This window comes from Ekhidna sp. (genome assembly GCF_964218185.1).
Lineage (GTDB): Bacteria > Bacteroidota > Bacteroidia > Cytophagales > Cyclobacteriaceae > Ekhidna.
This window is the reverse complement of the sequence record NZ_CAXPLV010000010.1, coordinates 1-26,113: the sequence shown is the minus strand read 5'-3', so window position 1 is coordinate 26,113 and position 26,113 is coordinate 1. Positions and strand designations below refer to the sequence as shown.

Genomic DNA, 26,113 nt, shown 5'->3' with positions numbered 1-26,113 from the left:
TGTCTTTAGAATTAGTTGTTTAGAGAAAAAACCAAAAAGGCTTTCGATTGATTGTAGCAGTGGCCGTGAGTCCCACAGAAAAATTGCGCGGCAAAGAATGAACGCCCAGAATGGAGCGCGAATGCTCTCCTTTTCCTCCCAGCACCTCCATAAAGATGTCAGAAGCTCCGTTTGCTACATACGGTCCTTCATCCCAGTAGTCGGTGCTCTGGTAGTAGATATCCAGGTGATTCATTCCTTCCAACTGGTTGAAGGTCAGGTGCTTGTTGATTTGTGCTAGCACATTCATAGCGCAGAGCTGCATGGCATCATATCCTTCCTGCGCATTGAGTGTGGCGCCCAGCCTCCCCTGGTACAAAAAATCGCCATCCTTTATCGGAAACTGGATGGCGATGTGCGCCGTGTTTCCTCTGATGTTAAAAGATGAATAGTTTCCTCCGGGCGTAGAAGGAGTTGGCAGCTTTAGCCCGGCTTCCATAGCTGAATGTTCGATTGGTGTCATTGAATTAGTCTTTCAAATATGAGTTTCTTACCGTCTTCCGGAATGAGCAATCGGTCGCTTACATTCCACTTTCTCGCAGAGAGCCTGAGCTGCTCTCTGCTCACTGTTTCGTGATCCAGGGCGCCTATATGTGTGGCAACTACCAGGCTCTCAGGAGCATACTCGCAGAGCGTGATTACCTGCTGGTCGTCCATCACCAATGGATTGCTGTCGGATGTAAAGGCCGGAGCAAACACCGGATGTTCACTGAAAAATTGGTTACCACCTGCAGGGCAGACAATCACCTTTGGATCATATTGGTCGATGACCTGCATCACCTCCGAGTACCAGATGGTGTCCCCACACCAGTACAGGGTATCTTCCCGAGTGTGCTGGAAAACAAATCCGGATACAGCACCCATCAGCGGTAGGATTTCTCCAGAGCCATGCTGACAATCGGTGCGGGTGAGTGTGGTGTTTCCAATTTCCACATGGTCATCTACAGTGATAACCTCGCTAAAGCCCATTTGCTTAATGAGTTCAGTATCTGCAGGCTGGCAGTAAACGGGCAAGTCTTTTGGTAATACCTGCTGTGCTTCCTCATCAAAGTGATCGGGGTGCAGGTGCGAGACAATAACGGCATCAACACTTTCCAGGATTTCGGTGATCGAAAGCGGGAGGTCAACTACCGGGTTTTTGCTTTTACCGGAGAATGACATCTGGCTGAAGGCCGACGCAAAGTACGGATCAATCAGATACGTTTTTCCGCCGTAGGTGAGCTTGAGCGTGGCATTTCGGATCAGTTGAATATTCATGGTACTATGTTTTTTTTGGCAAAGCTATCGGCACATGCCAGCATTGATCCTATTCAAAATTGCTAATTCAACTGGTAGCGATGCTCGCGGATTAGCGGGTACAATGAGTTGGTCTCCTGCAGGCCTATTTTGTAGGCTATGTCCGTGTGTGTCATGGTACCATTGCGGATGTATTCCAGTGCTTTGTGGATCCGTATCTGCTGGATCAGCTTGTGTGGAGTGAATCCAAATGCTTCCCGGAACACACGGATGAAGTGAAATTTAGACATGGACACTTCACGACTTAGCGCCTCGATGGTGAGCTCCGGATCGTTGTATTTACTGAAGATGATGTCCTTGCCCATAGCCACACGTTTGAAAAGTTCTTTGCGTGTGCTCATGCGCTGTGATACAATGCTTTTTGCCGCTAATTGATCTCGCTCGATGATCTGTGTCAGGACATCTAGCAATTGCAACTGGTAATCTTCTGATGATGAAGAGGCGAAGTTGAGAAACTTTTTTCGATAGAATGGCCTGTTGAAGTGGATGTGGTTGGTAAATGCATAATCGATTTGATTCTGCGGGTCATCGAGTAGGTTTTCGTCGGTAAGTAGGATGGAACTGATCATGTCCTGATAGGTGTCCAGGCTGAGGTGTACGTTTAGCATGTGGAGAGGTGTCTGCTCGTCGATCCGGTACTCAAACGCTTCGTATGGGTTCACAATGAAGAGGGTATCCTCACAGAATCTGAGTGCTTTACGGTTAGTTTCCACATGCACGTGCCCTTCATTGATCACGGTAAAGATGGTGAAGGCACTCTCCGGAATTTCTTTTTCCAATTTTTTATAATGTGCATTGACCAGCACATCCGGCCAGCTGATTTCTAAGTAAGGGGAGGCAGGCTTATTCCTCAACCTGGTGAGGGTTTCCTGCGGGGGGCATTGATCAACGATGAGCATGAGGTGACCTTATTTTCGGATAAACGTCAGGTGTAGATTTTTGGTTCTTTCTGCTGCGCTTCCCCTTGTCATGCTGAGTTTATCGAAGGAGGCATTTCGTTGGCTCTTCATTGTCACCCTGAGTGCGGATCCCCATTGTCATGCTGAGTTTATCGAAGCATTAGACAATGGTTAGTCATCGCATTACCCAACGCATTCATTTCGACAGGGCTCAATGTGACACCAACGCACAATCAATTGTCACCCTGAGTGTGAGGAACGAGCGTATCGAAGGGTAGACAATAGTGCATAACCCACCACTACATTTCGACGGGGCTCAATGTGACATCAGGTGCTCTTTGTGATAGCTACTTGAGCTAATGAAAATATGAATAATTCTACTTTATGTCAAACAACTTCTTTATTTAGTCCTACCGTCAATTGAAATTACCCCTTAGTGGGTATTGAATTGGTAGCAGCAGCTAACTTAGCTTTGATCCATTATCAGACAATTTACACCAATGAAAAAGCTACTCACACTATTGATGATTGCCGCCATGGCGATCAATCTGCATGCTCAAGATGACATTAAAGGAAGAGAGGTATATCGAGTTAAACTTATATCCGAACCTTATTTTAAAGTAAATGATACCGTCAGGGTGAATCTACCCAAGGGCTCTACTATCAGTGTAACACTGCTGGATGGGACCACTACTTCTATGATTTTGGAAAAGGATTCTATGGTACTAAGGACAAAGCCAAGAAAAGTACCTGTGAGTGATTACATAGATTATACCTATAAAGTGGGCGAGATCAAACATAGTGATGATAAGCCCGGCCTTTTGATTCTGAATCCATGGAACTGGGACACCATTCAATTAGCACCCAAATCTCGAGAGGATGATATTAAGCGCTTAAAAGATCTTAACACCGAACATTACATCGACATTAAGTCCAATGAAGCAGTGGGTATGTGGAACAATAGCTGGGATTATGGTGCGCTAACCATTCCGTTTGCCATCCGTCCCGCACTAAATGACACTACGAAAGCATCAGTGACTACTGATCTGAATGCTGCCTTTTTTATCCGCAGATCGTGGAACTATCAAACCTTTAAGAACAGAAGAATCAAAGCTAAGTCGAGCTCGAAGGGCGTGTCTATGGGACTGGTAGTCGGGTTTGGTCAGGTGACCCTTACTCCTCAAAACACAGACCTTGATGATAACCCCCTGACAGCCAACCGGGATGGGATGTCGATTTTTGCAGGGCCTGCCATAGCCTTCAATCTCTTTGGCGCGCAGTTGGCTGTGGCATATGCCTGGGATTTTGGGATTGGCGCTGACTCAAGAAAATGGAACTATCACAAAGAGGGCTTTGTGGGCTTAGGCTTAGGGATAGGTCTTGGTGCATTCAATTAGATATTTCGGAATTACCATAAAAAAGCCCCATATCGGGGCTTTTTATTTCCTGTCACGAAGTTTAAATGGCTGTTGGCAACCCTAGTCATCCACAATCGTTCTGGCGGCCATATATCCGTTGAAAAAGGAGCTGTTTGATCGCTTGAAGCGCTTCATTACTTTATCCAGTTTTTGCAGCGCAGCGTCAGCATCAGCTATCATCTCCTCCAGGGTCTGGGTAGCCTGCCGGGATGCTACCTGATAGGAGCGGGGCATCCCTCGCTTATCCTGATAGCTACCAAAGCTGAGCTTGGCGTCATCAATCTGGTCTTGTGTGAGCCCATAATCAGCCATGGCTGCCACGTTGGCCTCCAACAGGGCAATCACATTCTTTACTTTGGTTTCAAAGGCTTCATTGGTGAGACGGAGATAGTCCGTCTTGGAGTTTTCAGCCTGGGCTCGCAGCTCCGCATTGTCCGTATCGTCTGCGTATGCTTCCAGTATATCATCCAGAATGTCCATCTTTTCAGCTATTGTGACTTTAAGAGATTGCAGATTGCTACCAATAAATACCCTGGCGGCATCCTGATCCTGAGCTGCCGTCTTCAGTCCATCTATCGCCTGAGATAGCTGATTCTTGTACGTAGTGACGATAGGGATGGCGCTCCATACCGCTGTGTTCGCATCCAGATAATTGTGAGTGGTTTCCATCATTTCCACTTTGTTGATTTGTCGCTGATTCATTTAATTAAGTCATTAAGCATTATACATAAAACAGGTATCTAAAATAAACCGATGGGATTGTTAGTACAACAAAACGGTATGATGTAATGAAAAAATACCCAAAAGTGGGTAGAGCCAGCTATGCGATCCTGCCACATGCCTTTGCGATGATGTAAGTATGCTTTGCTTTGATGTAAGCGACCTTTGCTACGATGTAAGTGACCTTTGCTTTAGTGTAAGTGACCTTTGCTTTGATGTAAATGGTCTTTGCTGTGCTGCATGGTGTATTTGCTTTAATGCAGACGGCCTTTGCTGTGCTGCAAGTGCTTTCTGCTACGATGTAAGACCTTATTGCTTTAGGGTAAGGGGGGTTATTGAAAGGCGTTTGATTGCAGGAATAATGTGTTGTGGTAAAAATAGGCCAATACAAATGCTAATCATTTTCATTAAAGTAACCCTCTACCACTTTGACCACTTCAATATTGATGTTGGCAAACTTTTCTGATATTAAGTCTAGTTTATGATGTGGTATTGAGTCCAAAATTTGGGCTTCAAGTAGAGCAACCTGATATTCAGTAAAGTCTTGCTTCAATGAATCGAATTTTTCAGAGCCTAAGAATGGAGATAAACTAAAAAGTGCAGACCGTGCTTCAGATAATTCGATGATGACATCATTGGCAGAGTCCTGCATTATACCTTTATGTAAGGAATTACTGAATTTCGTTGCGAAGCGATCATAAATTGGTAGAATAAGCTCTCTCTTTAGTTTCATTTCTTCAAATTCAAGGCTTTTGTAGCTTGATTTGTATGAAACATTGACAGAATAAAAAGCTACAAAGAGAGAAAGTAAAGGGATAAATAAAAGAGAAACTAACCTAAGGTAATAATCTCTTTTTTCTCTCACTTTCCCATAATATCCCTTTATATACTCGAGTCCCCAATTCAATATTTCAGGTGATACAGGTGTAGATTCAACAGCATTCCTGAAACGATTTCTAAATACATCAGAGAGGGTGAGGTTATTGATTACCTCCGTTGCATTTTTATTCTGAGCAATCCATTTGGGTCTTAGTTGTTCTGAAATCATCATACTTTTCCATTCCTGTAAATGATTCTTTGGAATTTGCTCTTGAAATAGTTCTGGAAATTTTTTGATGATCTTTTTTATATCAGATTCAATCGATCCTTCTAATCGATATTCAATGCTTTGATAAGTCATTTGAGGGGGATCATCGTTACAACTCAGTACCCAAATGGCAGTGGCTAATTTCTCTTCTTGTGATTTTTTCATTAAACTTTGTTTAAGTATTAGTTCATCACCAAAACCCTTTTCTGTCTCGCGAGGCTTTCAAGATATCAACAAGAAAATCAGCTGTTTCCTCCAGGATATCATCATTTCTCGTGAGCTGGTTAGGAATTCTAAATGTCATATAACCTTTCATAAAGGAGTAGTAGGTTCTTTTCAGATCAGACATAGCTTGTTTGGCACTGGTGTTATGATGACTGCCATCCACTTCAATGTTAACCTTGGCCTCAGGTATAGCTATATCAATGGTCTTGAAGCCATCAAACTTTTCAAGTTCTGCGGGGACACCTCGCTGCTTTAGCGCGAAGTATAGACGCAATGTCTCATAGGTTGTTTGACCCTCCATTTGGCGCACCCAGTCCTGATCACTTCGGCAAAGAGGTACACCAAAAGAGTTCACTGAATAGTCATGTACATTTTTAGGCAGATAGACCTGGCATTGAATGCAGTTCATAGTTTGGATGTGTTCATTGGGTTAAGGATTAAACTTCTTCACCAAATCCTCAATCTCCCATAGCTTATCATATCGGTCTTCCCGGATGTCTTTGCTGTTCAGGTCTTTCATGGTCTGTTCCAGAAAGTCATTGAAGTCTTTATTGCCGCATAGCTTAGACATCATAGGAAGGTCTGTTTCATCATTTATGTCCGCATCTATGAGCACCTCTGACAGTTCCGGCACTTTGGTATCCAATTGGATAAGCCCGATCCCGAATGAATTGGATAATCTGGATATTTCTTTTTGAAATTCAACATCGTTGGGTATTTCAGCAGCCACCAGATAGCCATGATGTGCCCAAGATGAATTGGAAACCGCCTGAAAAAACGATTCCCTGAGATTGGAAAATGATAAACTTTTTTTGATCTCAAAAGAATAGTACTCCAATGCATGACCACCTAACTGAGTACTTACTTCATAAGCTTTTGTCTTCCATACACTTTCAGGAAAGGCACAGGCAACCATGTCAGGGTGTTCCCATTGACGATAGCGGGTTTTCTTGGATTTACTGTGATTGATGGTTTTTGGGTAGGCGATGAGGATAGTTCGGACAAACCAGGCTAATAAGGGATGTAGGTCTGCTTCCTTGTATCCAAGTTCTTTTTCCTTATTATCTGGGTCACTGGAGAAGTCCCAGGCATCTTTTGGGTATTCTTTTCCTTTGATAAGAAAGCGCACCGGACGTACATCATCTACATAGCCAATTGCATCATGCTCTTTGAGCTTGGTTCGAGTGTAGAGCTGCGAGGCAAGGGTAGAAGCAGGGGTTTTGCCTTCACTGTCAAGTTTGGAAGCATAGCCTTTTTCCTCAGCCATTTTCCAGATTTGAGAGCTGGATAGTGGATATTCCGCTCCTTCGAGTACTTTTTGGGCTAGTTCTAGGAAGGTCATCTCAATCTTACTTTATCAGGTTCAATGTATTCAAACAGGTGGGCGTACTGCTTGCCTGATTCCGTATTCGGATGGGTGCGCAGACGTATTTGCTCGGGTGGTGCTATCTCTCCGTTCTTTTGAAAGTAGAGCTTGCGCTCAGCTATCTCTTTGCTGATCTCCTGTATGCTGGCCGTGCGATCTTCTCTGGATAGGAGGATCACGGCTATGGCTTCATGGAGGGTGAGTAGGTTGTTCATTTTACACTATTTTCTATGATGTCAATTTATTCGCTTTCACGCTGATGATTTGGGGAGGATTTCTAACACCTCCCGCCCTTCGGGCACCCTCCTCAAGGAGGGAATTGTCTCCTGATTTTTTGATCTGGGAATTCCTCCCTTCAGGGGGGGTGAGGGGGGTGTTCTTCATATCCATCATTTCACACTGTTTTCAATAATCTCTATCTCCTCCTCATTAAGCCCATACAGCGCATACACCAGCTGATCGATCTTAGCTTCCTCCTTGCTGGTATCTGCCTTGGGGTCTTTTTTCTTCGCTTCCAGGATGGAGGTGACGAGGGTTTCTATTTCCGTGCGCTGGGTGTCTGATGGGGTAGCGATGGGTATTTGGCTGAAATATTTCCAGATTAGTTGATAACCATTTTGAATAGCTGTGCAATACTTTGAAATTAACCACCATCCCATTTTTGAATTCAGTATTCCAAGAAGAGATAAATCTTCCGTTGGTATAATCCACATCGAATCATTGCAATACAAACCCTCAGTATCATAAATGAAGCATGGTTTCACTTGAAACTTTTGATACATTATTTTGGGTTTCTCGAATAAATCATAATAATCACAAGCCCTGAGTTCCCAATAATAATCACCCTTATCTGTTCTTTTTTTGGCTCGCTCTGCAAAGGGTTGCAAAAGCTTATACAGTGATGGTAATGTTTTTGAAAACCATATTTCGGGATCTTCTTGACCTCTTTGAACGTTACTATGACCCTTTTCAATTTTTATTAAACTGTTTTTCGGAGAGACAGGACTGTAAGGTTGAACTTCTCTTCCTAATAAGAAAGGGTGAGTCAATTTAAGTTCTTCTCTACTTAAATTTTTCGTATTTAATTGACTTGTATTGTGAACAAATGCTTCACTCAACCCTGTTAATATCCCTCTTTTAGCTTCTCCTTTTATTATACTTCCAAGTGATTTTTTACTTTCTTTTACCTTGGTTAGTAGGTCTTGCTCTTCTGGATTTGAAATAATCCAAGTTTCAGCAGAAAGGAAATCTTGGGAGATAAGATTTGACGAAGAATAACACCACTCATTGAAATAGTCTTTTATAGATAAGTCTGGCACCTTTAAAGATTTGAAATCTCTAACCGGTTCAGATTTTCCAGAACGAAGAATTAATGGATATGTAGTAGCCTCATCAAAAACCTGCAAGTCCCCAAAATCTACAATTTCTTCTAGTTGATGCTTCAAAAGAAATTTTCTAGCAGGTTCTCCGTACCCTGCCTGCATAAATTTATTAGGCATGATGAAGGTGAACTGACCATTTTCTTTTAGGATTTGAAATCCTTTTTCAATAAAGAAAATGTATAAGTCAGAGGCTCCTGTGAATAGTTTATAGTTCGTTTTTAGATACGGTTTTTGATCCTTTATTTCCTCCTGCCGGATATACGGCGGATTTCCAATACACACATCAAAGCCCACATAGTCGCCCTGGTCGTCCAGCACCTCGGGAAACTCAAACCGCCATTCAAAGGCGTTTTGGTAGATGGTGTCATTGAGCTGGTCTTCGCGCTCCTGCTCGTGCTTGGCCAGCAGCTTTTTTAGTCTGGCTATCTCCAGATCTTTCTTTTTGGTGTCCATAGGCTCCCCAAAGAGGTCGATATTGCTTTCCAGCAGGGTGATCTTGCCACGGGTGTCGGCAATCTTTTTCACCAGCGGGTCACGGTTTAGCACCGAGCTGCGAAACTGTTCTTTGATCTTTTTGATGAAGGCCTGCAGCTCCGCCTTGGCGGTCTTGTCGTTGGTCTCCTTGTAGGCCGCTACCGCATCCCGGTAGGTCTGTATGCTAAACTGCTGCTTTTTGAACACCTCGCTCAGATCTTCGTCCAGCCCAAAGCGACTGATGAGGGAGTTGCCTGTTTTGATGTTGATATCGATGTTGGGCAGGGTTTCGAGACCACCACCGACTCCTCCTTTTGAAGGAGGGGAGCTTGGAGTACTTTGATTCTGAGCGTTCCCCTCCTTATTAAGGAGGGGTGGCCGCAGGCCGGGGTGGTCACTACTTACATCACCTGGTGCCGCTGGCAGGGTAGCTATTCTTTCGCTCCAACCAAATTCATTTCTTATTTCTTGCAATACTGCCTCTGGTTGATCAAATACCCAATGGTTTTCGATTCTGATGACTTTTATACCGAATTGTTCGATAAAGGCATCACGCTCCATATCGTATTCCATCTGGCTAAGGCTCAAATGACCATCTCCATCCAACTCTACGGCCAGCTTTTCAGAGGGGCAATAAAAATCAAGGATATATTTCCCAACAGAGTGTTGTCTCCTGAATTTTCTTCCATCCAGTTGGCTTTTTTGGAGCATCTTCCACAATGTGGCCTCTGCAGGAGTTAGATTGGATCGAAGTTGCCTTCTAAATGATTTTAATTCAGGAAGGTTCATGATTTTACTTGAACCACCCCCAGCCCCTCCTTTTGAAGGAGGGGAGTTTTCCCGATAATAGGCATGTTTCAGCAGCTCTATCCATAGCCTCAGGCGGCAGATCTTCACCGAATTAGGATTGATGTCCACCCCAAACAGGCAGTTTTCAATCAAGGTCTGCTTTTCATGAAAGAGTGTTTCCTGTACACGCTGGCTTTCGGCATTGCCGGGCGTGTACTCGAAGAGGTCACCATCATCGTCCTGGATGTGCAGCTCATCATTCTCAATGGTGATCTGGTATTCTTTCAGTCGCTTACCGTCCCGGTCTTGCAGTATTTTCAGCTCGTGCTTGATCACAATTAGCTCATTGAGCGCTGAGACCAGGAAGTGGCCCGAACCCACTGCCGGGTCTATCACATGTAGTGAATTGATGATGTCGTTTGCTTCTTTGCGATCTTCGATCTTGTCATAGAGATCGTCCAGCGTTTCGCATTTCCAGCCTTTTACTTCATTAAACTTTTGCACCACTGCCCGCCTCAGTGTCTCCCTGCACATGTACATGGTGATGAACCCGGGTGTAAAAAACGAGCCGTCTTTATAGCCATTGATCTTCTCAAAGATCAGCCCAAGCACAGAGGCGTTGATCAGGCTTTTCTTTTCACGAATCACCTGCTCTTTCCCTTCCGATGAGAAGTCATACGCATCCAGAAAGCGGAACAGGTATGTTAATGTCTTTGGTGCATCTTTCTCTTTTCCCAGCACACTACCCGGTCGGAGTGGAAGCGAGGTGTTGTCCAGATTGGAGATTAGGATGGTCTGTTCTTCCAATTCCGTCCGCTCAAAGAGTGAGCTGTTGAGGTAGGGCACTTTGGTATAAGCCTCCTTCACACTGGAGTGGCGCAGATGTGTTTGCACAGCCAGCACATCAAAGAAGAGTTTGTTTAGCTCATCCCAATCGGGGATACGTTCGCTGCTGAGAAATTTATATTCGGCATCTCCATCATGGTAGCTGACCAGCTGGGCTTCCAGCAACTTTAGAAACAGGATACGGTTGATCCACGTGATGCAAAGCTCCAAAGCGATCTGGTAGCGTTGCTCTTCATTTGTAGCTCCGTATTGGTTCAGGTTTTCAACCCTCGTGAGGTTTACATCACGTTCTATTGCATGGATGGCATTTTCCACCAGAGAGCCTTCATTTCGCTTATCCTCCGCCTTCCGGTTGATGACCTTTTTGCTCTTGCCTTCTTCTTCCAGCCCGATGAGGTGCAGAAGCTCATTGTAAAAGGCGCGGTTGAGCGTGTTGCTATCGTTGGCAAATGGTTTCTTAAGAAGATGTTCAGGTGAGAGAAACTTATACAGGTTTACCTGTTTACGTTCGCTGGCTTTTAGGTAATTACGAAGGTCGAAATGAGTAAAGGGTAGCTCTGCCTGTATTTCTTTGATAAACGGGCTGGCGATATCCTTGTAAAAGCTGTTGGTCTTTTCGCTATCCGTTTGTCCGGTATTCCATTCTTTGTATTTCTTTCTGAATGCGGTGTTTTGGTAGATCAGATTATAGAAATCCACCGCATCGAACACATACCATTGATAGAAGTCTGTGATGATGAGGTGCTTTAGCTCATTATTCTCGTGATCTACCCGTTCACGCATGTAGTATAGCATAAGCTCATGCATGCTGCGATTGTCCAAAGACTTTTCAGTCACCATGTCTGAGCTGTTAGGCTTCTTGGTTTCCACCAAAACCCCGGCACTGGTCTGATCAGTCTTGCCATTGAAAATGACGAAATCTGCCCGCCCTTTGGTGTTTATCGCAAACTCATTTTTGTAGTACACCTCGTTGAGCAGATCCCTCAGCGGGGTTTTGTAATGCTCCTCGGATTCATCTGTTTCTAAAGCCTTCAGGTATTTATTCAGGCTTGTAATGAACACATCCATTTCAGCCTTGTCGACAGGCACCTTTTTGTAGGCGGGGTTAAGAACGTTGGCGAGTTTGCGTAGGAACATTTAGAAGGTTAGTAATTAACGCTTGAATATAAAAAGAATGGGGGAAATATGAATGTCCCGGATTTATTCCGGGACCTTGCGCGCAGATCCCCGGCACAAGTCCGGGACTGTTAATAACGTGGAGGATTGCTATTTTCTAATTCAAGGACTCTTAACTTCTAATCTCCCTGCGCATAAACTTATAGTAGGCAAACGCGAAGCAGACCACTGTTGCAGCGATGAGTCCACTTACCTGTGGCCACACAATCATCAGGCTGTCTTTAAATGGAAGAAGAGTAGGCAGAGCACCGGCCATCTGATCCATGGTCACGGGCCCTAAGCTACGCACGCTTGGCACCAGCAGGGTGGTGGTGGCATCTGTGTAGAGCTGGCTGGGTGCCAGACGCATCAGTGTGAAGATGTGGTCATATATCTTGAGGATCTCTGTCTGCGAGCCAGACTGGGGAATCATCGCTTTTACGGCCAGGTTTAGGATGATCTCATAAAACACCGTAAAGAACAACCATATGCCAATGGCAGTGAGTGCAGAGGTGGCAGGCTGCCGAAACAGAATGGAGAACAAGATGGCGAGTGCCAGCCAAAATCCGATATAGCATATGCTGATGGCTGTATGTGCAAATATCCTCAAGACTTCTTCCACTTCAATGAAGACGCCAGTGAGGATCGTTCCGGTACCAATCATCAGAAGGGTGAGGGAGAACAGCAGTATCCCAATGAGAATTAATACACTGGTGAATTTTGACAGGAGGAGATTGTCCCGATAGATCGGCTGTGCCATGATTCGATTGAGGGTGCCGTTTTGCTTCTCGGAGTTGATGGCATCAAAACCAAGACTGATACCAACCAGTGGACCCAGGAAGCTAAGAAACACGTGGAAGGGAGGCAGGCTACCAGCGGTGGATGTCAACAGCTTCAGGTATAAAAACAGTTCTCCCGGATCTTTAGATGCAGCCACGATGGACTTTAAGTTGCTCATGGAGACGAGCATGGCGCCCCAGTAGGTGAGGAGAATCAGAATGAGTAAAACAATGAACCTCCAGCTGCGAATATGTCCGGCTATTTCCTTTCTCACCATCACCCAAAAGGCGTTGTGAAATGCTTTCTGATCAGAAACGAGTGCCGGTGTGTTGGTTGATTTTTCCATAAATACCCTGTTGCCGATTATTTAAAATATGATTGATAGATGTCCTCCAGTCCATATTCCCTTTTCTGAATACCCGTAACATCATACCCTTTGTTCACAAAGAACCGGGCGATTTCCGGTGTGATGTCCTCACTCAGAGAGATATCTACCGTGTGACTGTTGACGGTCGCATTTTTAACAGCTTCCAGCTTTAGGATTTCTTTTTCATCTTTCCATGGATGTGGTATTTCTTTCCGAAGTGACACCACTACTTTGTAAGCATCATCTCCACTTAGATTCCTGGATAAGGATTGAATGTCGCCCTGAGCCAGCATCTTACCTTTGACGAATATTCCTACCCGGTCGCATACCTGCTGCACCTGTTGTAGGTGATGCGATGACAACAGCACAGTGAGTCCTTTTTGTCTGCTCAGCTTCACAATCAGGTTGAGGAAGTCCTTGACTCCAATCGGGTCAATGCCCAGGGTTGGCTCATCAAGGATGATCACCTCCGGTTGTTTGATGAGTACCTCTGCCAGTCCCAGTCGCTGCTTCATTCCACGGGAGAAGGCGGAGGTTTTCTTTTGAACGACCTGTTCATCCAACCCCACCAGTTTTATAGTCTCATGGCATAGCTGTTCCAGCTGAGCTTGGGGGATTCCATTGAGCTCCCCGATATACATCAGGTTTTGCCAGGCCGTCATGTTGTCGTAAAAGCCCACACTATCTGGCATATAGCCAACCTTCCTTTTTACGGCAATCGGATCATGAGTGGCGTTATGTCCGCACACCTGGGCCGTACCTTCGTCAGGCTCTGTCAGCCCCAGCATCATGAGGATGGTGGTGGTTTTACCTGCACCATTTGGTCCCAGCAACCCAAATACTTCCCCTTTTTTGATGGTCAGATCTAGTTGATCTACTGCCTTAAGTGAGCCATAGCTTTTGGTCAGGCCCCTCAATTCAATAATATCTCTGTCCATAGCAACTTTTATCTCCGTCCAAACTTGCGAATGAGGAAAAAGACAATGCCAATAGCCACAACGATTACCAGAAGGCCAACCCACCCAGCCAAAACCGAGGTTTTAACAGTGACCCGAAAGTCGGCACTGCCATTGGTTTCTGCATTATTTACTTTAAAGGTGCTGATGTAGTCTCCTGGTAATGTTTTCTCAGGGACCTTCAGGGAAACCGATACATCTACAGATTCACCTGGCTCTAATGATTCTATCGACTCTGGTGAAAAGGTACCCTGCCATTTGGAGGGAGCCCGGGATGTGAGGTTAAGTTTATTCAGTGGTAAAGAACCGGAGTTTTTTACTTTCAGCGTGATTTGCATGGTTTCTCCTTCCACTACATCACCACTTAGGCGCCCGGTGGGAGTGGTCAGTTGCACCTCATACGATCCTTTGACCACCGCCTCTAAAATGAAACTCAAGGTATCCGACTCAGATGCAGCTGAGACTGGAATCTCATAAGTTCCGGGTTGGCAATTATATACCGGTATAAGCTCAATGCTTATGTTCTCTGTTTTATCCCCTTCAAGGAGGATGGAGGTGACGTTGCTACCTCGTGTTTTAAAGGACGTCCGCCAGCCTGCAGGCACTTCTGCTTTCAAGTCATACCTCTGTTCTTCAGATCTGTTGTTTTTCAATGTGGCATTGTACCTGAACGTCTCATTGGCAGCCTTCTCAATATTGAAAAGGTTTGCATTAAACTGAGCGGGTGGATTTTGCGACCAACCAATTGCCGGCCATAGGAGGGCGCAGCTTAGTACAACAAGTGATAAGCGTTTAACGCTATTGCGTTTCTTCAAATTAGGTTTCAACACTAACATAGTATACGAATTAAAAAAGCTATTTATTCAATGACATTTTTATCCGCTATCTAAATGCTTGCGGCCGATTATCGTGCTAATCGTGGCGCAATTTTAAATACTTAAAATAAATGTGTGCAATGGCCGTTTGTAAGCGTTAACAAAAGTTAACACCTCTTAACATTTAGAAGGATTATGGCCTCTTAATGGACGTGTGGATAGTCCCTTTAAATAATGCCTCTTCTGATGTAGTCACTAATAATGGCTGTCATGTTAGGCTTGCCTTCTTTTTTCAGGATGTTTGCCCGGTGTGTTTTTACCGTGTGTGCAGAGATAAAGAGCCGATCGGCTATTTCCTCATTGGATAACCCAAAGGACACCAGCTTCAGGATATTGGCTTCCTGCTTAGTAATGTTTGGATAGGTCTCCTTATCTGCTATGAAGTTTGGATTACTCGTGCTGATGTTTAGAAAACTTTTTCCACCTGCTAGGTGAATAAAGGATATGGTGTTTTTAGGTACCGAAGCGATATGTTCGATATCTGCTTCTATCCCCAGCACATGACCGATAGACTGGCTGGGAGTAAGGTTTAGCGCCACGGCCTGATGCAATACATTTCTATATCCACCACTAGCTGTTTTCATTCGGTAGGTATAGCTGACCTTGTAGGAGGTTATATCGCTTGGAGATAAAAAGTCAAACAAAAACTCGCCAGCCACCTTTTCACAACTTTGGACATGAGGTATATCGTCTGGGTGGATAGGTTCGAGCCACTGAGCCACAGAAAATGTTTCACTGGAGAGCCCCGTGAGTCTGTTATAATCATGGCTGACCATTTCCATTTTGAACTTTGGAAAGTTCATTAAATAGTAATAATAACTTCCGGGTGAAAAGTATCCTGCTATTTGGTCTAAAACAGATAAATCAGGTGTTGTTACGGGATCATTGCCCTCATCGCTAAACTGCTTCCAAAAAGACAGAACCTGCTCTTTCTCCTTCATCGAACGTCACAATTAAAAAGTCTGCGTATTGATCTACTTAAATCAAGATTTTGATAAAAATAACAGTTAGGGGATGTTCAAATATACTCCTAAATGGGTATTTGATGGCGAGTGTGTGAATTCTATACTTGCCCGTATGAAATACAAATTATTCGCATTACTACTATTGTCTTTACTTTTTGTAAAATGTTCCGAGTCAGATGAGCCATCTGCTGATGATGTTGATGAGATTACCGGAGATGAGGTCCTGCCGCTGGAGGATGTAATTATTGGTCAGCAGACATGGGCAAACCGTGACCTGACTGATACGGTCTTTAGGAATGGAGACGTGATCCTCAAAGCTACCAATGCCTTAGAATGGCAAAGTGCAGGCTCGGCTGGAATTCCGGCCTGGTGCTATCAGAACTTTAATGATGCCAATGCCAGCAAAGGTGTATACTACAACTGGCATGCGGTAGACGATAGCCGTGGGCTGGCACCAATGGGTTGGAGGATTCCATCCAGAGAGGAATGGGAAACACTGGGTGCCTATATTTTGGAACAACACCCCGTTACTCCCGGAGTTAGTTTTGAATTTCATCCTGGCGCTCAAGCATTGATGAGCGAAAGCGGGTGGCCAAATGAGGTGCTTAATTTTGAATGTTCAGAACCAGGAGCCACTGTTGAGGTAGGAAATGGCACAGATGATTATGGCTTTGCAGCCGTGCCTGGACCTAGAATTTTGCTAGATGGAACGGTTTATTATGATAAGCTCATAGACTGTAATGAACATAGAGCCGCGTATGTAAGCTGGTGGTCTTCTTCTTTGAGGTCAAGTGGTGAGTATGCGGACATAGTTTCTGTTACTCCATTAAGTATTCCCAGTCCTACTTCAAGAAACTCTGCATTGGGTACTGGATTGAAGGTGCGATGCATTAGATAAGTTAGGGAATTGAGTGAGATCGCAAAGAACAATTTACCCTTTAAAATACCTCTTCCACTTCTCTACCATTGCATCAGATGCATCGTAGAGGGGTGGCTTTACCGTTCGTGAGCAGATGCCACGGGCTTCCAGTCCTGCTTTAAGTGAGCTGGGGTTGCCTTCTTCGGAGAGCATGTCGTATACAACACACAGATCGTCATTGAGCTTATCAGCAGCAGCATAGTCGCCTTTGAGGGCGGTGTTCACCATCGTGGTATATGCTGCAGGCATCAGGTTGCCAATTACCGAAATCACTCCTTCGCCACCCATCTTTATGATGTCATACGCCAGGCCATCATCACCGGAGATGAGCATGAAGTCGTCCGGTCTATTATCAGCAATCTCTTGGCACTGATCCAGGTCGCCGGAGGCTTCTTTGATTCCAAGGATGTTCTTATGCTTTGCCAGCTCCAGTGTGGTGGCTGCTTCCATATTAGAAGCTGTCCGTGAGGGTACATTATACAGAATGATCGGGTGGGGGAAGGCGTCACCCAGCATCTGGTAGTGCCTCACTATGCCCTCTTGTGACGGCTTGTTGTAATACGGGCTCGCAGAGAGGATAGCGGCCAGTGGGTAATCCTTCAGATCCTTTGCCTTCTCAATCAGGTCAAAGGTGTTGTTACCTCCCAGTCCAAATACTACGGGCTTGCTTCCTTTCAGGTGGTCGAGTACAAACTGCAGGATCTCCAGCTTTTCCTTCCAGGAAAACACAGGGGACTCGCCTGTCGTGCCCTGCACAACGATATAGTCGGCATTGCCAGCTATGATGTGGTCGAGTAGCTTTTTGAGTGACGGGTAGTCTACGGTATAGTCTGCGTTCATGGGGGTGGCTAGCGCCACGCCGGTACCTTTTAGTTCTGCTTTCATTGGTTTGCAAATGTAAGGATGGGAGGAGATAGTTCATGTGTTTGTAAATGCTCTTTTTATGTAAGGGCGTGTCATCCTTTTAAGTAAGTGCGTGTCATCCTGAGGTTCTCGAAGGATCTAGGTTTAAGGGAGGGTTTTTCTAAACACTCAGGCCGGAGGGGCCCTTCATTTTCCTGGTAAATTTGTAACCGCTCATCGCCGCGGGGCTCAATACTTTTTCCCAGATGAAAAAGTATTCAAAAAAATCACGACAAAATCAATCCAGCTGACCCACTAACCCAACACGTGATTTTGCCGGGTTTCGCCGTGCCGGCGATTGGTGGTGCATTTGTAGTCTCTAGCGCGTGTCATCCTGAGGGACTCGAAGGATCTGGGATGAGGGAGGGTTTTTCTAAACCTCAAAGGCCGGGAGGATAACACTTTTTTGATGTTTCCCCTCCGGCCGGGGAGGCCCTTCATTTTTGGCTTGACCCAAAAACGAAGCAAAAAGGTCAAACTAAAACCAAATCCCGGCCATCTCTCACGGCCAACCCCGTGGTTTTAGTGGGTTTCGCCGTGCCGGCGATTGGGAGGGTGAAGCCAATTCCCCCTTTGAAGGGGGGTGTAGAGGGGTGTGGGAAGGAGGGGGATGTTTCTACCATTTTTATTCTTTTCTTATGAATGTGTGTGTCATCCTGAGGTTATCCAAAGCCCATCGCTGTACCCAGATCCTTCACTGCGTTCAGGATGACACGTTGATGAGTTTAATAAAAAACTTCTGCTATTGTCTACCCTTTCCTTCGCTTTCACTCAGGGCAGGCTTGAATTCAGGGTGACAAACTAAGGAGTGCAATTGTCTACCCTTCGATAAACTCAGGTGACAAACTGAGGAAGTGCAATTGTCTACCCTTCGATACGCTCGTTCCTCGCACTCAGGGTGACAAAGGGTAGATAGCTTCGATTCCCGGCCATGTGCTGGGATTTTCATTTACGATAAGCTTGTTGGAAGGTCCCGGAATAAATCCGGAAACGAGTTTATATCATCTTCAAGTACCTCGCCATATTAGCGACAGCTTTAGGCTTGGTATCATCCATTTTGAGGGAGAGCTGAAGGAGGTCATAGTACTGCTCCGTCTCAAAGCCCACCTTACAGGTGGCTTTACTGAGGGCCAGCACATACTTATAGTTGATGTTGCCGGAGGTGTCCAGTGATAGGAGAAAGTCAAACGACTGATTGATGAAGAAGGAGAGGTTATCCTTTTTGATGGTGCCAGTGTTGGAGATGTCTTTCCTATGGAAAACCAGTACATTCTCAGAGGGCTTGTCTGCATAACCGATCTTGGCTACTTCCTTGCCGTCGTTTCGGAGCAGCTCTTCCAGCTTACCTACCGCCTCGGCGTTAAACTCATCGGCATTATAGAGTATCCCGATGTTGGAAGCCTCTGAATAGGTGCAGTGTTCCTTGCCGGCAATGGTTGGCTTGCCTTTGTGGTTAAGGAATAGGTTTTTAATCATTTTGTAAAAGTTCTCTAAATGATGATTCGTCCAAAATAGTAATTCCCAACGAATCAGCTTTCTCTTTCTTTGCCGGCCCCATGTTTTCCCCGGCCACCAGGTAGTTGGTTTTGGATGAAATGCTGCTTGCCACTTTGCCGCCCTGCTGCTTGATCAGGTTCTTCAGTTCATCCCTTCCAAATGTCTCAAACACCCCGGAGACCACAAATGTGAGTCCTTTAAAGGTGTCTCCTGATCCTTCTTTTTCTTCCACCTCCATAGAAAGCCCCGAAGCTTTCAGCTCTTCAATCATCCGCTTGCTTTCTTCATCCTGGAAATAGCTAACGACACTCTCGGCGATACGATCACCGATTTCATGCACGTTTACGATTTCTTCGAAGCTTGCACTCATTAGACGATCAATAGTGACAAAATGTTGAGCTAGTTTTTCAGCGACGGTCTTGCCCACATAACGAATCCCCAATCCAAATAGCACCCGCTCAAAGGGAATCTCTTTCGACTTTTCAATGGAGGCAATGATGTTCCTTGCCGACTTTTCCTTGATCGAGCGCTTGGTTACTTCACCCGTCTCTTCGTCATGCTCTTCAAACTGCAGGTCGTTGATGTCTTCAAACTTCAGCGCATACAATCCTGCCAGGTCTTTTATCAGGCCTCTCTGCAGGAAACCTGCGATGGTTCGTGGGCCCAGCGACTCGATGTTCATCGCATTACGACTAATAAAGTGCTCGATCCGTCCCAGAACCTGCGGCGGGCAGGTGTCTTTGTTGGGGCAGTAGTGAGAGGCTTCACCTTCTTTTCGGATCAATGGAGTGCCACACTCCGGACATTCGCTGATGTAGGCCACCGGGGTGGCACTGTCCGGTCGGTTGCCCTTGTTCACACTCGTGATCTTAGGGATGATCTCACCGCCCTTTTCTACATTCACACTATCCCCAATGCGTACATCCAGCCGCTCAATTTCGTTGGCGTTGTGTAGCGAGGCTCGCTTCACTGTGGTGCCAGCAAGTAGAACCGGCTCCAGCTCTGCCACCGGGGTGATGGCACCTGTACGTCCTACCTGATAAGTGATGTCGTTGAGTGTGGTGACAGCAGACTCAGCTTTGAACTTATAAGAAATGGCCCAGCGAGGATTCTTAGCAGTAAACCCAAGCTCAGACTGGTGAGCAATGCTGTTAACCTTGATCACGATTCCATCCGTTTCTACGGTCAGCTTATGGCGCTCCTGATCCCAGTGATTGATGTACTCAAACACCTCGTCTATTGTGACACACTTTCGATAGGTCTGCGACACCTGAAACCCCACTTTCTCTAAAAAGCGAATAGATTCTTCATGCGTATCGAAGGTGTTGTCATCATCCAGGTAGGAGTAGAGGTAGCAATCCAGCTTTCGGGCAGCCACCGTTGCTGAGTCCTGCATCTTCAGGGTGCCGGAGGTTGTGTTCCGGGCATTTGCGTATTGAGTGAGTAGGGTTTTGCCTTCGGCCTCCCTGGTTTCGTTTTCTTTTTTTACCTGCTCATTGAGCTCTATGAAGTATTCCTTGGGCATAAACACCTCACCACGTACCTCAAAGGATGATGGAAAGTCATTACCCTGCACTTTTAGTGGAATGGATCGAATGGTTTTTACATTGGTGGTGATATCGTCACCTTTGGTACCATCCCCACGCGTAATGCCTCTTTCCAGTACGCCATTTTCATATCGTAAGCTAATAGCTACCCCATCAAACTTCAGCTCACATATGTACTCATAATCGTCCGTTCCAAGACCTTTTTTCACCCTTCCGTCAAAATCAATAAGCTCCTCTTTGGAGTAGGTATTGCCTAAGGAAAGCATGGGATACTTATGAGGGACGGTTTCAAAATCCTTGGTGATTTCACCACCCACGCGAGAGGTGGGCGAGTAGGAAAGCTTGAACTCAGGAAACTCCTGCTCCAGCTTTTCCAGCTCCTTTAGTTTTGTATCAAACTCAAAGTCTGAAATTTCGGGCTGGCTCTGCTGATAGTAGAGGTAATTGTGGTGATTTAACTCTTCGGTCAGTGTTTCGATTCGCTTTTTGGCTTCCTCTTTGTTCATCGAAAACAAATCTATTTCATTCGGGGAGATTCCTAAATAATTTTTCTTGTGTATGAATGGAGTCCTGCTATTTTTGGCGCCAAATACCCAAAAGTTGTTAGACAATCGTGAACGCATATTAGCCTCTGCTTATGCTCACTTTTCAACGAAAGGCTACCATGGTACTACCATTAAGGACATAGCCAGTTCGCTGAAGATGAGTAAGAAGACGATCTATTTCCAATTCCGGCACAAAGAGGACCTGTTTGTGGAAGTAGGTAAAATGAAGCTTGCTTCTTTCGTCACTTTGTCTGAACAGATTATCTATTCAGATCGCAGCTTTGTGTTAAAACTGATTGACTATCTGGAAATGATGCATGAGCATGTAAGGCATCTAAGCTTGAAGGTTTTACACGATGTGTTTAATGATAATGGGAAGCTTTCAAAGATTGTCTATGATCATGTGAATTCGGCTGTATTTGACCGTTTTTCTTTGTTACTAAAACAAGGATATGATGAAAAGATGATTGACGATCGTGTTGATCCTGTTGTTTCGCTGCTGATGTATAAAGAGACCCTGATTTCATTTTTATTTGGCAAGACTGCTGATCACTCTGCGAAGATGGAAAAGGAATTTCATGTGTTTCTGTGCAAGCAGCTTCGAAGTTTCTTCAGAGGGTTACTTTCTCGAGAGGGTACCGCACAATTTGATGAGCATTTTGATAAACTCCCTCACTTGACAAAAGTATATGGCTGATTGAATCCTATCTTTGCTCAATGCCCGACAATTTCAACGAACATCTCCAGACAAACCCCATCTTTTCTCTTGTGTCAGCAGCAGGCAATGAGCTTGGAGTACCTGTGTATGTAGTGGGCGGATACGTGCGGGATCTGATCCTGCAGCGTGGTTCGAAAGACATAGATTTTGTGTGTGTCGGTAGTGGGGTTGATTTAGCAAAAAAAGTATCGAAAGAGCTGGGCGAGGATGCAAACCTTTCCGTGTTTAAAAACTTTGGCACGGCAGCTATTCACCATCAGGGCTTTGAATATGAGTTTGTTGGGGCTAGAAAAGAATCCTATCGAGAAGACTCCCGAAACCCGATCGTAGAAGATGGCACGCTGGAGGATGATCAAAACCGAAGAGATTTTACTATCAATGCGATGGCGATTAGTCTGAACAAGGATAGCTATGGTGAGTTGCTCGATCCTTTTGATGGCAAGGAGGACTTGCGCAATATGATCATGCGCACGCCGCTTGAGCCGGGCATCACCTTCTCAGACGATCCGCTACGTATGCTTAGAGCTATTCGTTTTGCCACCCAGCTACATTTTGACATTGAGCCGGATACCTTTCAAGGCATTGTGGATCATGTGGATCGCATCTCCATTATCTCACAGGAGCGGATCACCGATGAGCTTAATAAGATCATCCTGGCAGACAAGCCGTCTTATGGGTTTCAACTGCTTTTCCACTCAGGCTTGCTCAAACTGATCTTCCCCGAAATGGTAGACCTTCATGGAGTGGAGAAGATCAATGGGATGGGACATAAGGACAATTTCTATCATACACTCCAGGTGCTTGACAATATCTGTGAAATGACGGACAGCCTATGGTTGAGGTGGGCTGCCATCCTGCATGATATTGCTAAGCCTGCAACTCAGCGGTTCAATGAAAAAGTGGGGTGGACATTTCATGGTCATGAGGATCTGGGTGCGAAGTGGGTGCCACGTATATTTAAACGGATGAAGCTACCGTTGGATGAACGAATGAAGTATGTGCAGAAGCTTGTAAAGCTTCATCTTAGACCGATTGCTTTAGTTAATGACCGGGTGACGGACTCTGCGGTGAGGAGAATGCTCTTCGAAGCGGGCGAGGATGTGCAGGACTTGATGACACTTTGTAAGGCTGATGTGACGTCCAAAAACCCGGAGCGGGTAAAGAAGTATCATGGCAATTTCAAAAAAGTAGAGAAGAAGATAAAGGAGGTAGAGGAGCGCGATCATGTCATGAATTTCCATCCACCCATATCAGGGGAGCAAATCATCGAGGTGTTTGATATAAAACCTTCACGGGTGATTGGCGATATAAAGAATGAAATCAAAGATGCGATCCTGGACGGACGCATCAAGAATGATGAAAAGGAGGCGTTCAATTTGATGTTGAAATTGGGACAAAAGCATGGACTCAAAGCCAACGAAAAATTCATTTCGACCTCCAAAGACAAATAACTATGTTTGCACGCTGTTAGATTAACTACAATATGAAAAAAATACTCTTTTTACTTGGTGTTGTTACTGTTGGATTTGTGAATGGACAGAGTCAGGAAGTGGCTCCCGGTGACTCTATTCCTTGGGAGCTCAGAAAGCAGTCCTTCATCTACAATTCAGCCAAAATGTTTAATGATCCTGTGGTTGCCAGAACGGCACTTTACAGCTTGTTGGCTGAAAATCCTGGTAATGTGGCGCTTTATGATTCTTTGGCACTTCTGTATCTTCAGTATAACCAGAATGCCTCTGCAGCTATCGTAGCTCAGCAGTCTTTGAAGTTAAATCCGCAAAATCAGTTTGCTATGGAAATAGCAGCTTCAGGTTTTGATAACCTGGGAGTGAAGGACCGTGCCCTAAACAACTATGAAAAGTTATACCTGGCAAATAGTGATATAAACACACTTTATAAAGTGGCCTTTTTGCAGTTTGAATTGAAGCGATTTGCTGAATCGAATGCTTCCCTGGACATCATCATTGGGGATCCTCAGGCAGATGAGCGAACCATCCGATTCCCTACGACCGATGGCAAAGGACAGGAAGTGAAATTGAAAGTAGCAGCGCACAGAGTGAAAGCGATGATTATGGAAGAGCAGGGAGATATCGAGAGGGCTAAAGCAAAATACCTTGAAGTTTTAGAAATGCATCCTGGATATCAGATAGTGCAGCAGCAGCTTCGAGAAATGACAAAACCAAAGACGGAAGGGGGTAATTAACCCTCTTCTGCTTGTTTCTTCAAGAGCTCCAGCCAGTTAAGTAACTCATTGTAAACTTTCTGGTGATTTTCTACCAACACTACAAAGGCGCCTTGAAATGAGGCGCTGATTGTGGCAATCGTCTGGTTCTCGTCAGACTCCAGGGACCACACATAAATCCGCTTTACCATTTTGGCTTTACTTGTCCATGTAAGTGAAAAGGGCTTATTGACCTGCTGAATTTGTGATATGCCGTGTGTTCTGCCCTGCACCCAACTAAAGAAGGTGCCTTCTGCTACTTCTCCTTCAAGTGTTACTTTTTTAACATCGGGATTCCAGGTCGGCCATTTTTCCATGTCCGCTAAAATTTTCCACACCTTATCAATGTTGGCATTGATGACGGTAGAATGTGAGTCGCGGATTCCGGCGTTCTCATTGATCTGTCCCTTTTTGGCAAGTGCGTTTAGTTTGTTCATTAGCAGAAATAATAGGCTGTGACAGCTAAGTTATTCAACTTCGGAAATTTCTTGGTCATTTTTTTTATCCTTCTTTATCAAACCGGACGTCATTACCAGACTCGTTACAATGATTACGAACAGGAGAATGCCGGATTTGAAGCCTTCAAAAATGAATTCCTCGGGTATAGAATAAAACAAAAGAAGCGTAATCAACCCCCTTGGAGCGATAGTGATTGCCCGTTTGAAATTATCATGTTTATAAGGAAGGAATGAGACAATCCTGGAAGCATAGATTATAACCAGAATAGCTGCACTTATGATGGCTACCTTAACATCTAAAAGAGTAGTGAGAGCAATAGAAAAGCCGAAAATCACAAAGAAAAAAGTCCTAACCACAAAGGCTGACTCAATGGTTATCATCAAGAAAGTCTCCCGGATGTTTTCAATAGCCATTGGTCGGAGATACTTCCTAAGCCTTCCCACAAAAAAGAGCTTATAGTTATTAAGGATCAATCCAAACACCAGGATGATCAGGAGGGAAGAGAGGTGCATGAGTTTACCAATGCTGAAGAGCAAGAACAGCACAGCAATCATTAGGAACAGCTTAACCTTGGTTTCCAGGTTTTGAAACACATAGATGAGCAAATAGGAGAGGATCACTGATGTCACAATCGTCACCACCAGGCCAAAGGTGAAATCTCCCAATACCATCACACTGCTACTGGATTTGCCTAGTTCCACCAGGAAATAGAAAATCATAATCCCCAGGATGTCAGAGAAGGTGGACTCATAGATGTGAAACTCCTCATTCTTTTCGTCGAGGTTTGCAACACTTGGGATGACGATAGCACTACTTAAAATGGATAGTGGAGTGGCATAAATCAGGGCGGTAGACCAATCCATTGATTTGTAGGAAAAGATCAAGATGGTGGCTATTGCAAACATGCAGATAAGCAATCCTGACAGGGCTATCACAAAAGACTTTGAAATCAGCTTGAGTTTATCCTTGGCAATCTTTAATTCAAGGGCTGCCTCAAGCACAATCAAGATCAGTCCAAGGGTTCCCAATACCTCCAGAATCCTGATCCTACCGAATATTTCCAGTATTCGCTCCTTCTCGATTCCAAACAACCCGATAAGCTCACGGCCTATGATTCCAAGAAAGATCAGAAGCAAAACAGAAGGAATGTTAGACTTTTCTGATACACGATTGAAGAGGTAAGAAAATATGATGATGAGTGAGGCGGCTATGATTATATAGTACTCCATTTTATTCGATTAGTTGACTAAATTAATAATCTAAACCTTGTCAATAGAATTAGGAACTAAATGATTCCGTAAGAAGTTAGATTTGCCACTTTAATAATTTCAATCATGGAAAAAGCGACTTTTGGTTCCGGGTGTTTTTGGTGCACCGAGGCAATGTTTCAGCGATTAAAAGGGGTTTCTAATGTAAAGTCAGGGTATGCGGGTGGAACAAAGGAGAACCCAACTTACAAGGAAGTTTGTACAGGCACTACCGGCCATGCAGAAGTCATCCAGTTTGATTATGATCCGGAGATCATATCCTATGATGAATTGTTAGAAGTGTTCTGGAAAACACACGATCCTACTACGCTGAATCGGCAGGGAAATGATGTTGGAACACAGTATAGGTCAGTAATCTTCTATCACAACGATACTCAGAAAGCCTTAGCAGAAGCTT

The 26,113-nt window shown here is 44.8% G+C and carries 24 protein-coding genes; 6 read left to right on the top strand and 18 right to left on the bottom strand.

The genetic code is table 11. From position 1 onward, the window contains the following. Positions 1 to 19 precede the first annotated feature (19 nt). From ACEQZT_RS15645 to ACEQZT_RS15635, 3 genes are all read right to left on the bottom strand, one after another. Positions 20 to 502 carry a RidA family protein gene (locus ACEQZT_RS15645; RefSeq protein WP_370090404.1) on the bottom strand — a complete coding sequence of 161 codons (483 nt, stop codon included), beginning with the start codon at positions 500 to 502 and terminating at the stop codon, positions 20 to 22. Continuing rightward, the gene (locus ACEQZT_RS15640; protein WP_370090403.1) at positions 499 to 1,296 is read right to left on the bottom strand and encodes an MBL fold metallo-hydrolase; all 798 of its coding nucleotides are present in this window, start codon (positions 1,294 to 1,296) and stop codon (positions 499 to 501) included. The genes ACEQZT_RS15645 and ACEQZT_RS15640 overlap by 4 nt, the downstream gene beginning before the upstream one ends. 62 nt (positions 1,297 to 1,358) lie before the next feature. Then, positions 1,359 to 2,234: a helix-turn-helix transcriptional regulator gene (locus ACEQZT_RS15635; RefSeq protein ID WP_370090402.1), complete on the bottom strand. Its 876-nt coding sequence runs from the start codon at positions 2,232 to 2,234 to the stop codon at positions 1,359 to 1,361. 500 nt (positions 2,235 to 2,734) lie between these two features. Here ACEQZT_RS15635 and ACEQZT_RS15630 point away from each other — a divergent pair, with 500 nt between their 5' ends. Then, complete coding sequence (locus ACEQZT_RS15630; protein ID WP_370090401.1) at positions 2,735 to 3,631, top strand: hypothetical protein; 897 nt, start codon at positions 2,735 to 2,737, stop codon at positions 3,629 to 3,631. A gap of 81 nt (positions 3,632 to 3,712) precedes the next feature. Here the strand turns inward: ACEQZT_RS15630 and ACEQZT_RS15625 are convergent, their stop codons facing one another. From ACEQZT_RS15625 to ACEQZT_RS15580, 10 genes are all read right to left on the bottom strand, one after another. After that, the gene (locus ACEQZT_RS15625) at positions 3,713 to 4,354 is read right to left on the bottom strand and encodes a hypothetical protein (RefSeq protein WP_370090400.1); all 642 of its coding nucleotides are present in this window, start codon (positions 4,352 to 4,354) and stop codon (positions 3,713 to 3,715) included. Between the two features lie 412 nt (positions 4,355 to 4,766). After that, complete coding sequence (locus tag ACEQZT_RS15620) at positions 4,767 to 5,624, bottom strand: hypothetical protein (protein WP_370090399.1); 858 nt, start codon at positions 5,622 to 5,624, stop codon at positions 4,767 to 4,769. Between the two features lie 25 nt (positions 5,625 to 5,649). After that, positions 5,650 to 6,093 (bottom strand): DUF559 domain-containing protein, encoded by a 444-nt coding sequence (locus ACEQZT_RS15615; RefSeq protein WP_370090398.1) that lies wholly within the window; start codon positions 6,091 to 6,093, stop codon positions 5,650 to 5,652. A 21-nt stretch (positions 6,094 to 6,114) separates the two neighbouring features. After that, positions 6,115 to 7,026, bottom strand: coding sequence for an HTH domain-containing protein (locus tag ACEQZT_RS15610; protein WP_370090397.1), 912 nt, complete (start codon positions 7,024 to 7,026; stop codon positions 6,115 to 6,117). Next, a complete protein-coding gene (locus tag ACEQZT_RS15605; RefSeq protein ID WP_370090396.1) occupies positions 7,023 to 7,265 on the bottom strand; it encodes a hypothetical protein in 243 nt (80 codons plus the stop codon). Before ACEQZT_RS15605 ends, ACEQZT_RS15610 begins: the two co-directional genes overlap by 4 nt. Before the next feature lie 174 nt (positions 7,266 to 7,439). Then, the gene (locus tag ACEQZT_RS15600; RefSeq protein ID WP_370090395.1) at positions 7,440 to 11,678 is read right to left on the bottom strand and encodes an Eco57I restriction-modification methylase domain-containing protein; all 4,239 of its coding nucleotides are present in this window, start codon (positions 11,676 to 11,678) and stop codon (positions 7,440 to 7,442) included. A gap of 151 nt (positions 11,679 to 11,829) precedes the next feature. After that, positions 11,830 to 12,822, bottom strand: a complete 993-nt coding sequence (locus tag ACEQZT_RS15595) for an ABC transporter permease (RefSeq protein ID WP_370090394.1) — start codon at positions 12,820 to 12,822, stop codon at positions 11,830 to 11,832. A gap of 17 nt (positions 12,823 to 12,839) precedes the next feature. Then, positions 12,840 to 13,781, bottom strand: a complete 942-nt coding sequence (locus ACEQZT_RS15590; RefSeq protein ID WP_370090393.1) for an ABC transporter ATP-binding protein — start codon at positions 13,779 to 13,781, stop codon at positions 12,840 to 12,842. An 8-nt stretch (positions 13,782 to 13,789) separates the two neighbouring features. Beyond that, positions 13,790 to 14,635 carry an NEW3 domain-containing protein gene (locus ACEQZT_RS15585; RefSeq protein WP_370090392.1) on the bottom strand — a complete coding sequence of 282 codons (846 nt, stop codon included), beginning with the start codon at positions 14,633 to 14,635 and terminating at the stop codon, positions 13,790 to 13,792. A 206-nt stretch (positions 14,636 to 14,841) separates the two neighbouring features. Then, a complete protein-coding gene (locus ACEQZT_RS15580) occupies positions 14,842 to 15,615 on the bottom strand; it encodes a LuxR C-terminal-related transcriptional regulator (protein ID WP_370090391.1) in 774 nt (257 codons plus the stop codon). Between the two features lie 136 nt (positions 15,616 to 15,751). On the opposite strand from ACEQZT_RS15580, the gene ACEQZT_RS15575 reads away from it, so the two are divergent. Further along, positions 15,752 to 16,537, top strand: coding sequence for an FISUMP domain-containing protein (locus tag ACEQZT_RS15575; RefSeq protein ID WP_370090390.1), 786 nt, complete (start codon positions 15,752 to 15,754; stop codon positions 16,535 to 16,537). 33 nt (positions 16,538 to 16,570) lie between these two features. Here the strand turns inward: ACEQZT_RS15575 and dapA are convergent, their stop codons facing one another. The 3 genes from dapA to ligA all read right to left on the bottom strand — a co-directional run bounded on the left by dapA (position 16,571) and on the right by ligA (position 21,011). Further along, positions 16,571 to 17,443 carry a 4-hydroxy-tetrahydrodipicolinate synthase gene (dapA, locus tag ACEQZT_RS15570; protein ID WP_370090389.1) on the bottom strand — a complete coding sequence of 291 codons (873 nt, stop codon included), beginning with the start codon at positions 17,441 to 17,443 and terminating at the stop codon, positions 16,571 to 16,573. Between the two features lie 1,014 nt (positions 17,444 to 18,457). After that, positions 18,458 to 18,937, bottom strand: coding sequence for a hypothetical protein (locus ACEQZT_RS15565; protein ID WP_370090387.1), 480 nt, complete (start codon positions 18,935 to 18,937; stop codon positions 18,458 to 18,460). Further along, a complete protein-coding gene (gene ligA, locus ACEQZT_RS15560; RefSeq protein WP_370090386.1) occupies positions 18,930 to 21,011 on the bottom strand; it encodes an NAD-dependent DNA ligase LigA in 2,082 nt (693 codons plus the stop codon). The genes ACEQZT_RS15565 and ligA overlap by 8 nt, the downstream gene beginning before the upstream one ends. Before the next feature lie 52 nt (positions 21,012 to 21,063). Here ligA and ACEQZT_RS15555 point away from each other — a divergent pair, with 52 nt between their 5' ends. The 3 genes from ACEQZT_RS15555 to ACEQZT_RS15545 are packed head-to-tail and all read left to right on the top strand — an operon-like array spanning position 21,064 to position 23,971. Continuing rightward, positions 21,064 to 21,747 carry a TetR/AcrR family transcriptional regulator gene (locus ACEQZT_RS15555; RefSeq protein WP_370090385.1) on the top strand — a complete coding sequence of 228 codons (684 nt, stop codon included), beginning with the start codon at positions 21,064 to 21,066 and terminating at the stop codon, positions 21,745 to 21,747. Positions 21,748 to 21,767: 20 nt separating this feature from the next. Continuing rightward, a complete protein-coding gene (locus tag ACEQZT_RS15550; protein WP_370090384.1) occupies positions 21,768 to 23,219 on the top strand; it encodes a CCA tRNA nucleotidyltransferase in 1,452 nt (483 codons plus the stop codon). A gap of 32 nt (positions 23,220 to 23,251) precedes the next feature. Then, positions 23,252 to 23,971: a tetratricopeptide repeat protein gene (locus ACEQZT_RS15545; protein WP_370090383.1), complete on the top strand. Its 720-nt coding sequence runs from the start codon at positions 23,252 to 23,254 to the stop codon at positions 23,969 to 23,971. Here ACEQZT_RS15545 and ACEQZT_RS15540 read toward each other — a convergent pair. Both ACEQZT_RS15540 and ACEQZT_RS15535 read right to left on the bottom strand, forming a co-directional pair. Next, positions 23,968 to 24,426, bottom strand: a complete 459-nt coding sequence (locus ACEQZT_RS15540; protein WP_370090382.1) for an SRPBCC family protein — start codon at positions 24,424 to 24,426, stop codon at positions 23,968 to 23,970. The two genes, ACEQZT_RS15545 and ACEQZT_RS15540, sit on opposite strands and share 4 nt — an antisense overlap. Positions 24,427 to 24,456: 30 nt before the next feature. Beyond that, positions 24,457 to 25,677, bottom strand: coding sequence for a cation:proton antiporter (locus ACEQZT_RS15535; protein ID WP_370090381.1), 1,221 nt, complete (start codon positions 25,675 to 25,677; stop codon positions 24,457 to 24,459). Between the two features lie 105 nt (positions 25,678 to 25,782). Between ACEQZT_RS15535 and msrA the strand changes: the two genes are divergently transcribed. Then, positions 25,783 to 26,113: peptide-methionine (S)-S-oxide reductase MsrA (gene msrA, locus ACEQZT_RS15530; protein ID WP_370090380.1), on the top strand; the 331-nt coding region annotated here is incomplete at its 3' end.

Excerpts from the sequence above, each read along its gene's own strand:
- ACEQZT_RS15645 (WP_370090404.1), bottom strand. The coding sequence starts at position 502 with ATGACACCAATCGAACATTCAGCTATGGAAGCCGGGCTAAAGCTGCCA.
- ACEQZT_RS15640 (WP_370090403.1), bottom strand. The coding sequence starts at position 1,296 with ATGAATATTCAACTGATCCGAAATGCCACGCTCAAGCTCACCTACGGC.
- ACEQZT_RS15635 (WP_370090402.1), bottom strand. The coding sequence starts at position 2,234 with ATGCTCATCGTTGATCAATGCCCCCCGCAGGAAACCCTCACCAGGTTG.
- ACEQZT_RS15630 (WP_370090401.1), top strand. The coding sequence starts at position 2,735 with ATGAAAAAGCTACTCACACTATTGATGATTGCCGCCATGGCGATCAAT.
- ACEQZT_RS15625 (WP_370090400.1), bottom strand. The coding sequence starts at position 4,354 with ATGAATCAGCGACAAATCAACAAAGTGGAAATGATGGAAACCACTCAC.
- ACEQZT_RS15620 (WP_370090399.1), bottom strand. The coding sequence starts at position 5,624 with ATGAAAAAATCACAAGAAGAGAAATTAGCCACTGCCATTTGGGTACTG.
- ACEQZT_RS15615 (WP_370090398.1), bottom strand. The coding sequence starts at position 6,093 with ATGAACTGCATTCAATGCCAGGTCTATCTGCCTAAAAATGTACATGAC.
- ACEQZT_RS15610 (WP_370090397.1), bottom strand. The coding sequence starts at position 7,026 with ATGACCTTCCTAGAACTAGCCCAAAAAGTACTCGAAGGAGCGGAATAT.
- ACEQZT_RS15605 (WP_370090396.1), bottom strand. The coding sequence starts at position 7,265 with ATGAACAACCTACTCACCCTCCATGAAGCCATAGCCGTGATCCTCCTA.
- ACEQZT_RS15600 (WP_370090395.1), bottom strand. The coding sequence starts at position 11,678 with ATGTTCCTACGCAAACTCGCCAACGTTCTTAACCCCGCCTACAAAAAG.
- ACEQZT_RS15595 (WP_370090394.1), bottom strand. The coding sequence starts at position 12,822 with ATGGAAAAATCAACCAACACACCGGCACTCGTTTCTGATCAGAAAGCA.
- ACEQZT_RS15590 (WP_370090393.1), bottom strand. The coding sequence starts at position 13,781 with ATGGACAGAGATATTATTGAATTGAGGGGCCTGACCAAAAGCTATGGC.
- ACEQZT_RS15585 (WP_370090392.1), bottom strand. The coding sequence starts at position 14,635 with ATGTTAGTGTTGAAACCTAATTTGAAGAAACGCAATAGCGTTAAACGC.
- ACEQZT_RS15580 (WP_370090391.1), bottom strand. The coding sequence starts at position 15,615 with ATGAAGGAGAAAGAGCAGGTTCTGTCTTTTTGGAAGCAGTTTAGCGAT.
- ACEQZT_RS15575 (WP_370090390.1), top strand. The coding sequence starts at position 15,752 with ATGAAATACAAATTATTCGCATTACTACTATTGTCTTTACTTTTTGTA.
- dapA (WP_370090389.1), bottom strand. The coding sequence starts at position 17,443 with ATGAAAGCAGAACTAAAAGGTACCGGCGTGGCGCTAGCCACCCCCATG.
- ACEQZT_RS15565 (WP_370090387.1), bottom strand. The coding sequence starts at position 18,937 with ATGATTAAAAACCTATTCCTTAACCACAAAGGCAAGCCAACCATTGCC.
- ligA (WP_370090386.1), bottom strand. The coding sequence starts at position 21,011 with ATGAACAAAGAGGAAGCCAAAAAGCGAATCGAAACACTGACCGAAGAG.
- ACEQZT_RS15555 (WP_370090385.1), top strand. The coding sequence starts at position 21,064 with ATGAATGGAGTCCTGCTATTTTTGGCGCCAAATACCCAAAAGTTGTTA.
- ACEQZT_RS15550 (WP_370090384.1), top strand. The coding sequence starts at position 21,768 with ATGCCCGACAATTTCAACGAACATCTCCAGACAAACCCCATCTTTTCT.
- ACEQZT_RS15545 (WP_370090383.1), top strand. The coding sequence starts at position 23,252 with ATGAAAAAAATACTCTTTTTACTTGGTGTTGTTACTGTTGGATTTGTG.
- ACEQZT_RS15540 (WP_370090382.1), bottom strand. The coding sequence starts at position 24,426 with ATGAACAAACTAAACGCACTTGCCAAAAAGGGACAGATCAATGAGAAC.
- ACEQZT_RS15535 (WP_370090381.1), bottom strand. The coding sequence starts at position 25,677 with ATGGAGTACTATATAATCATAGCCGCCTCACTCATCATCATATTTTCT.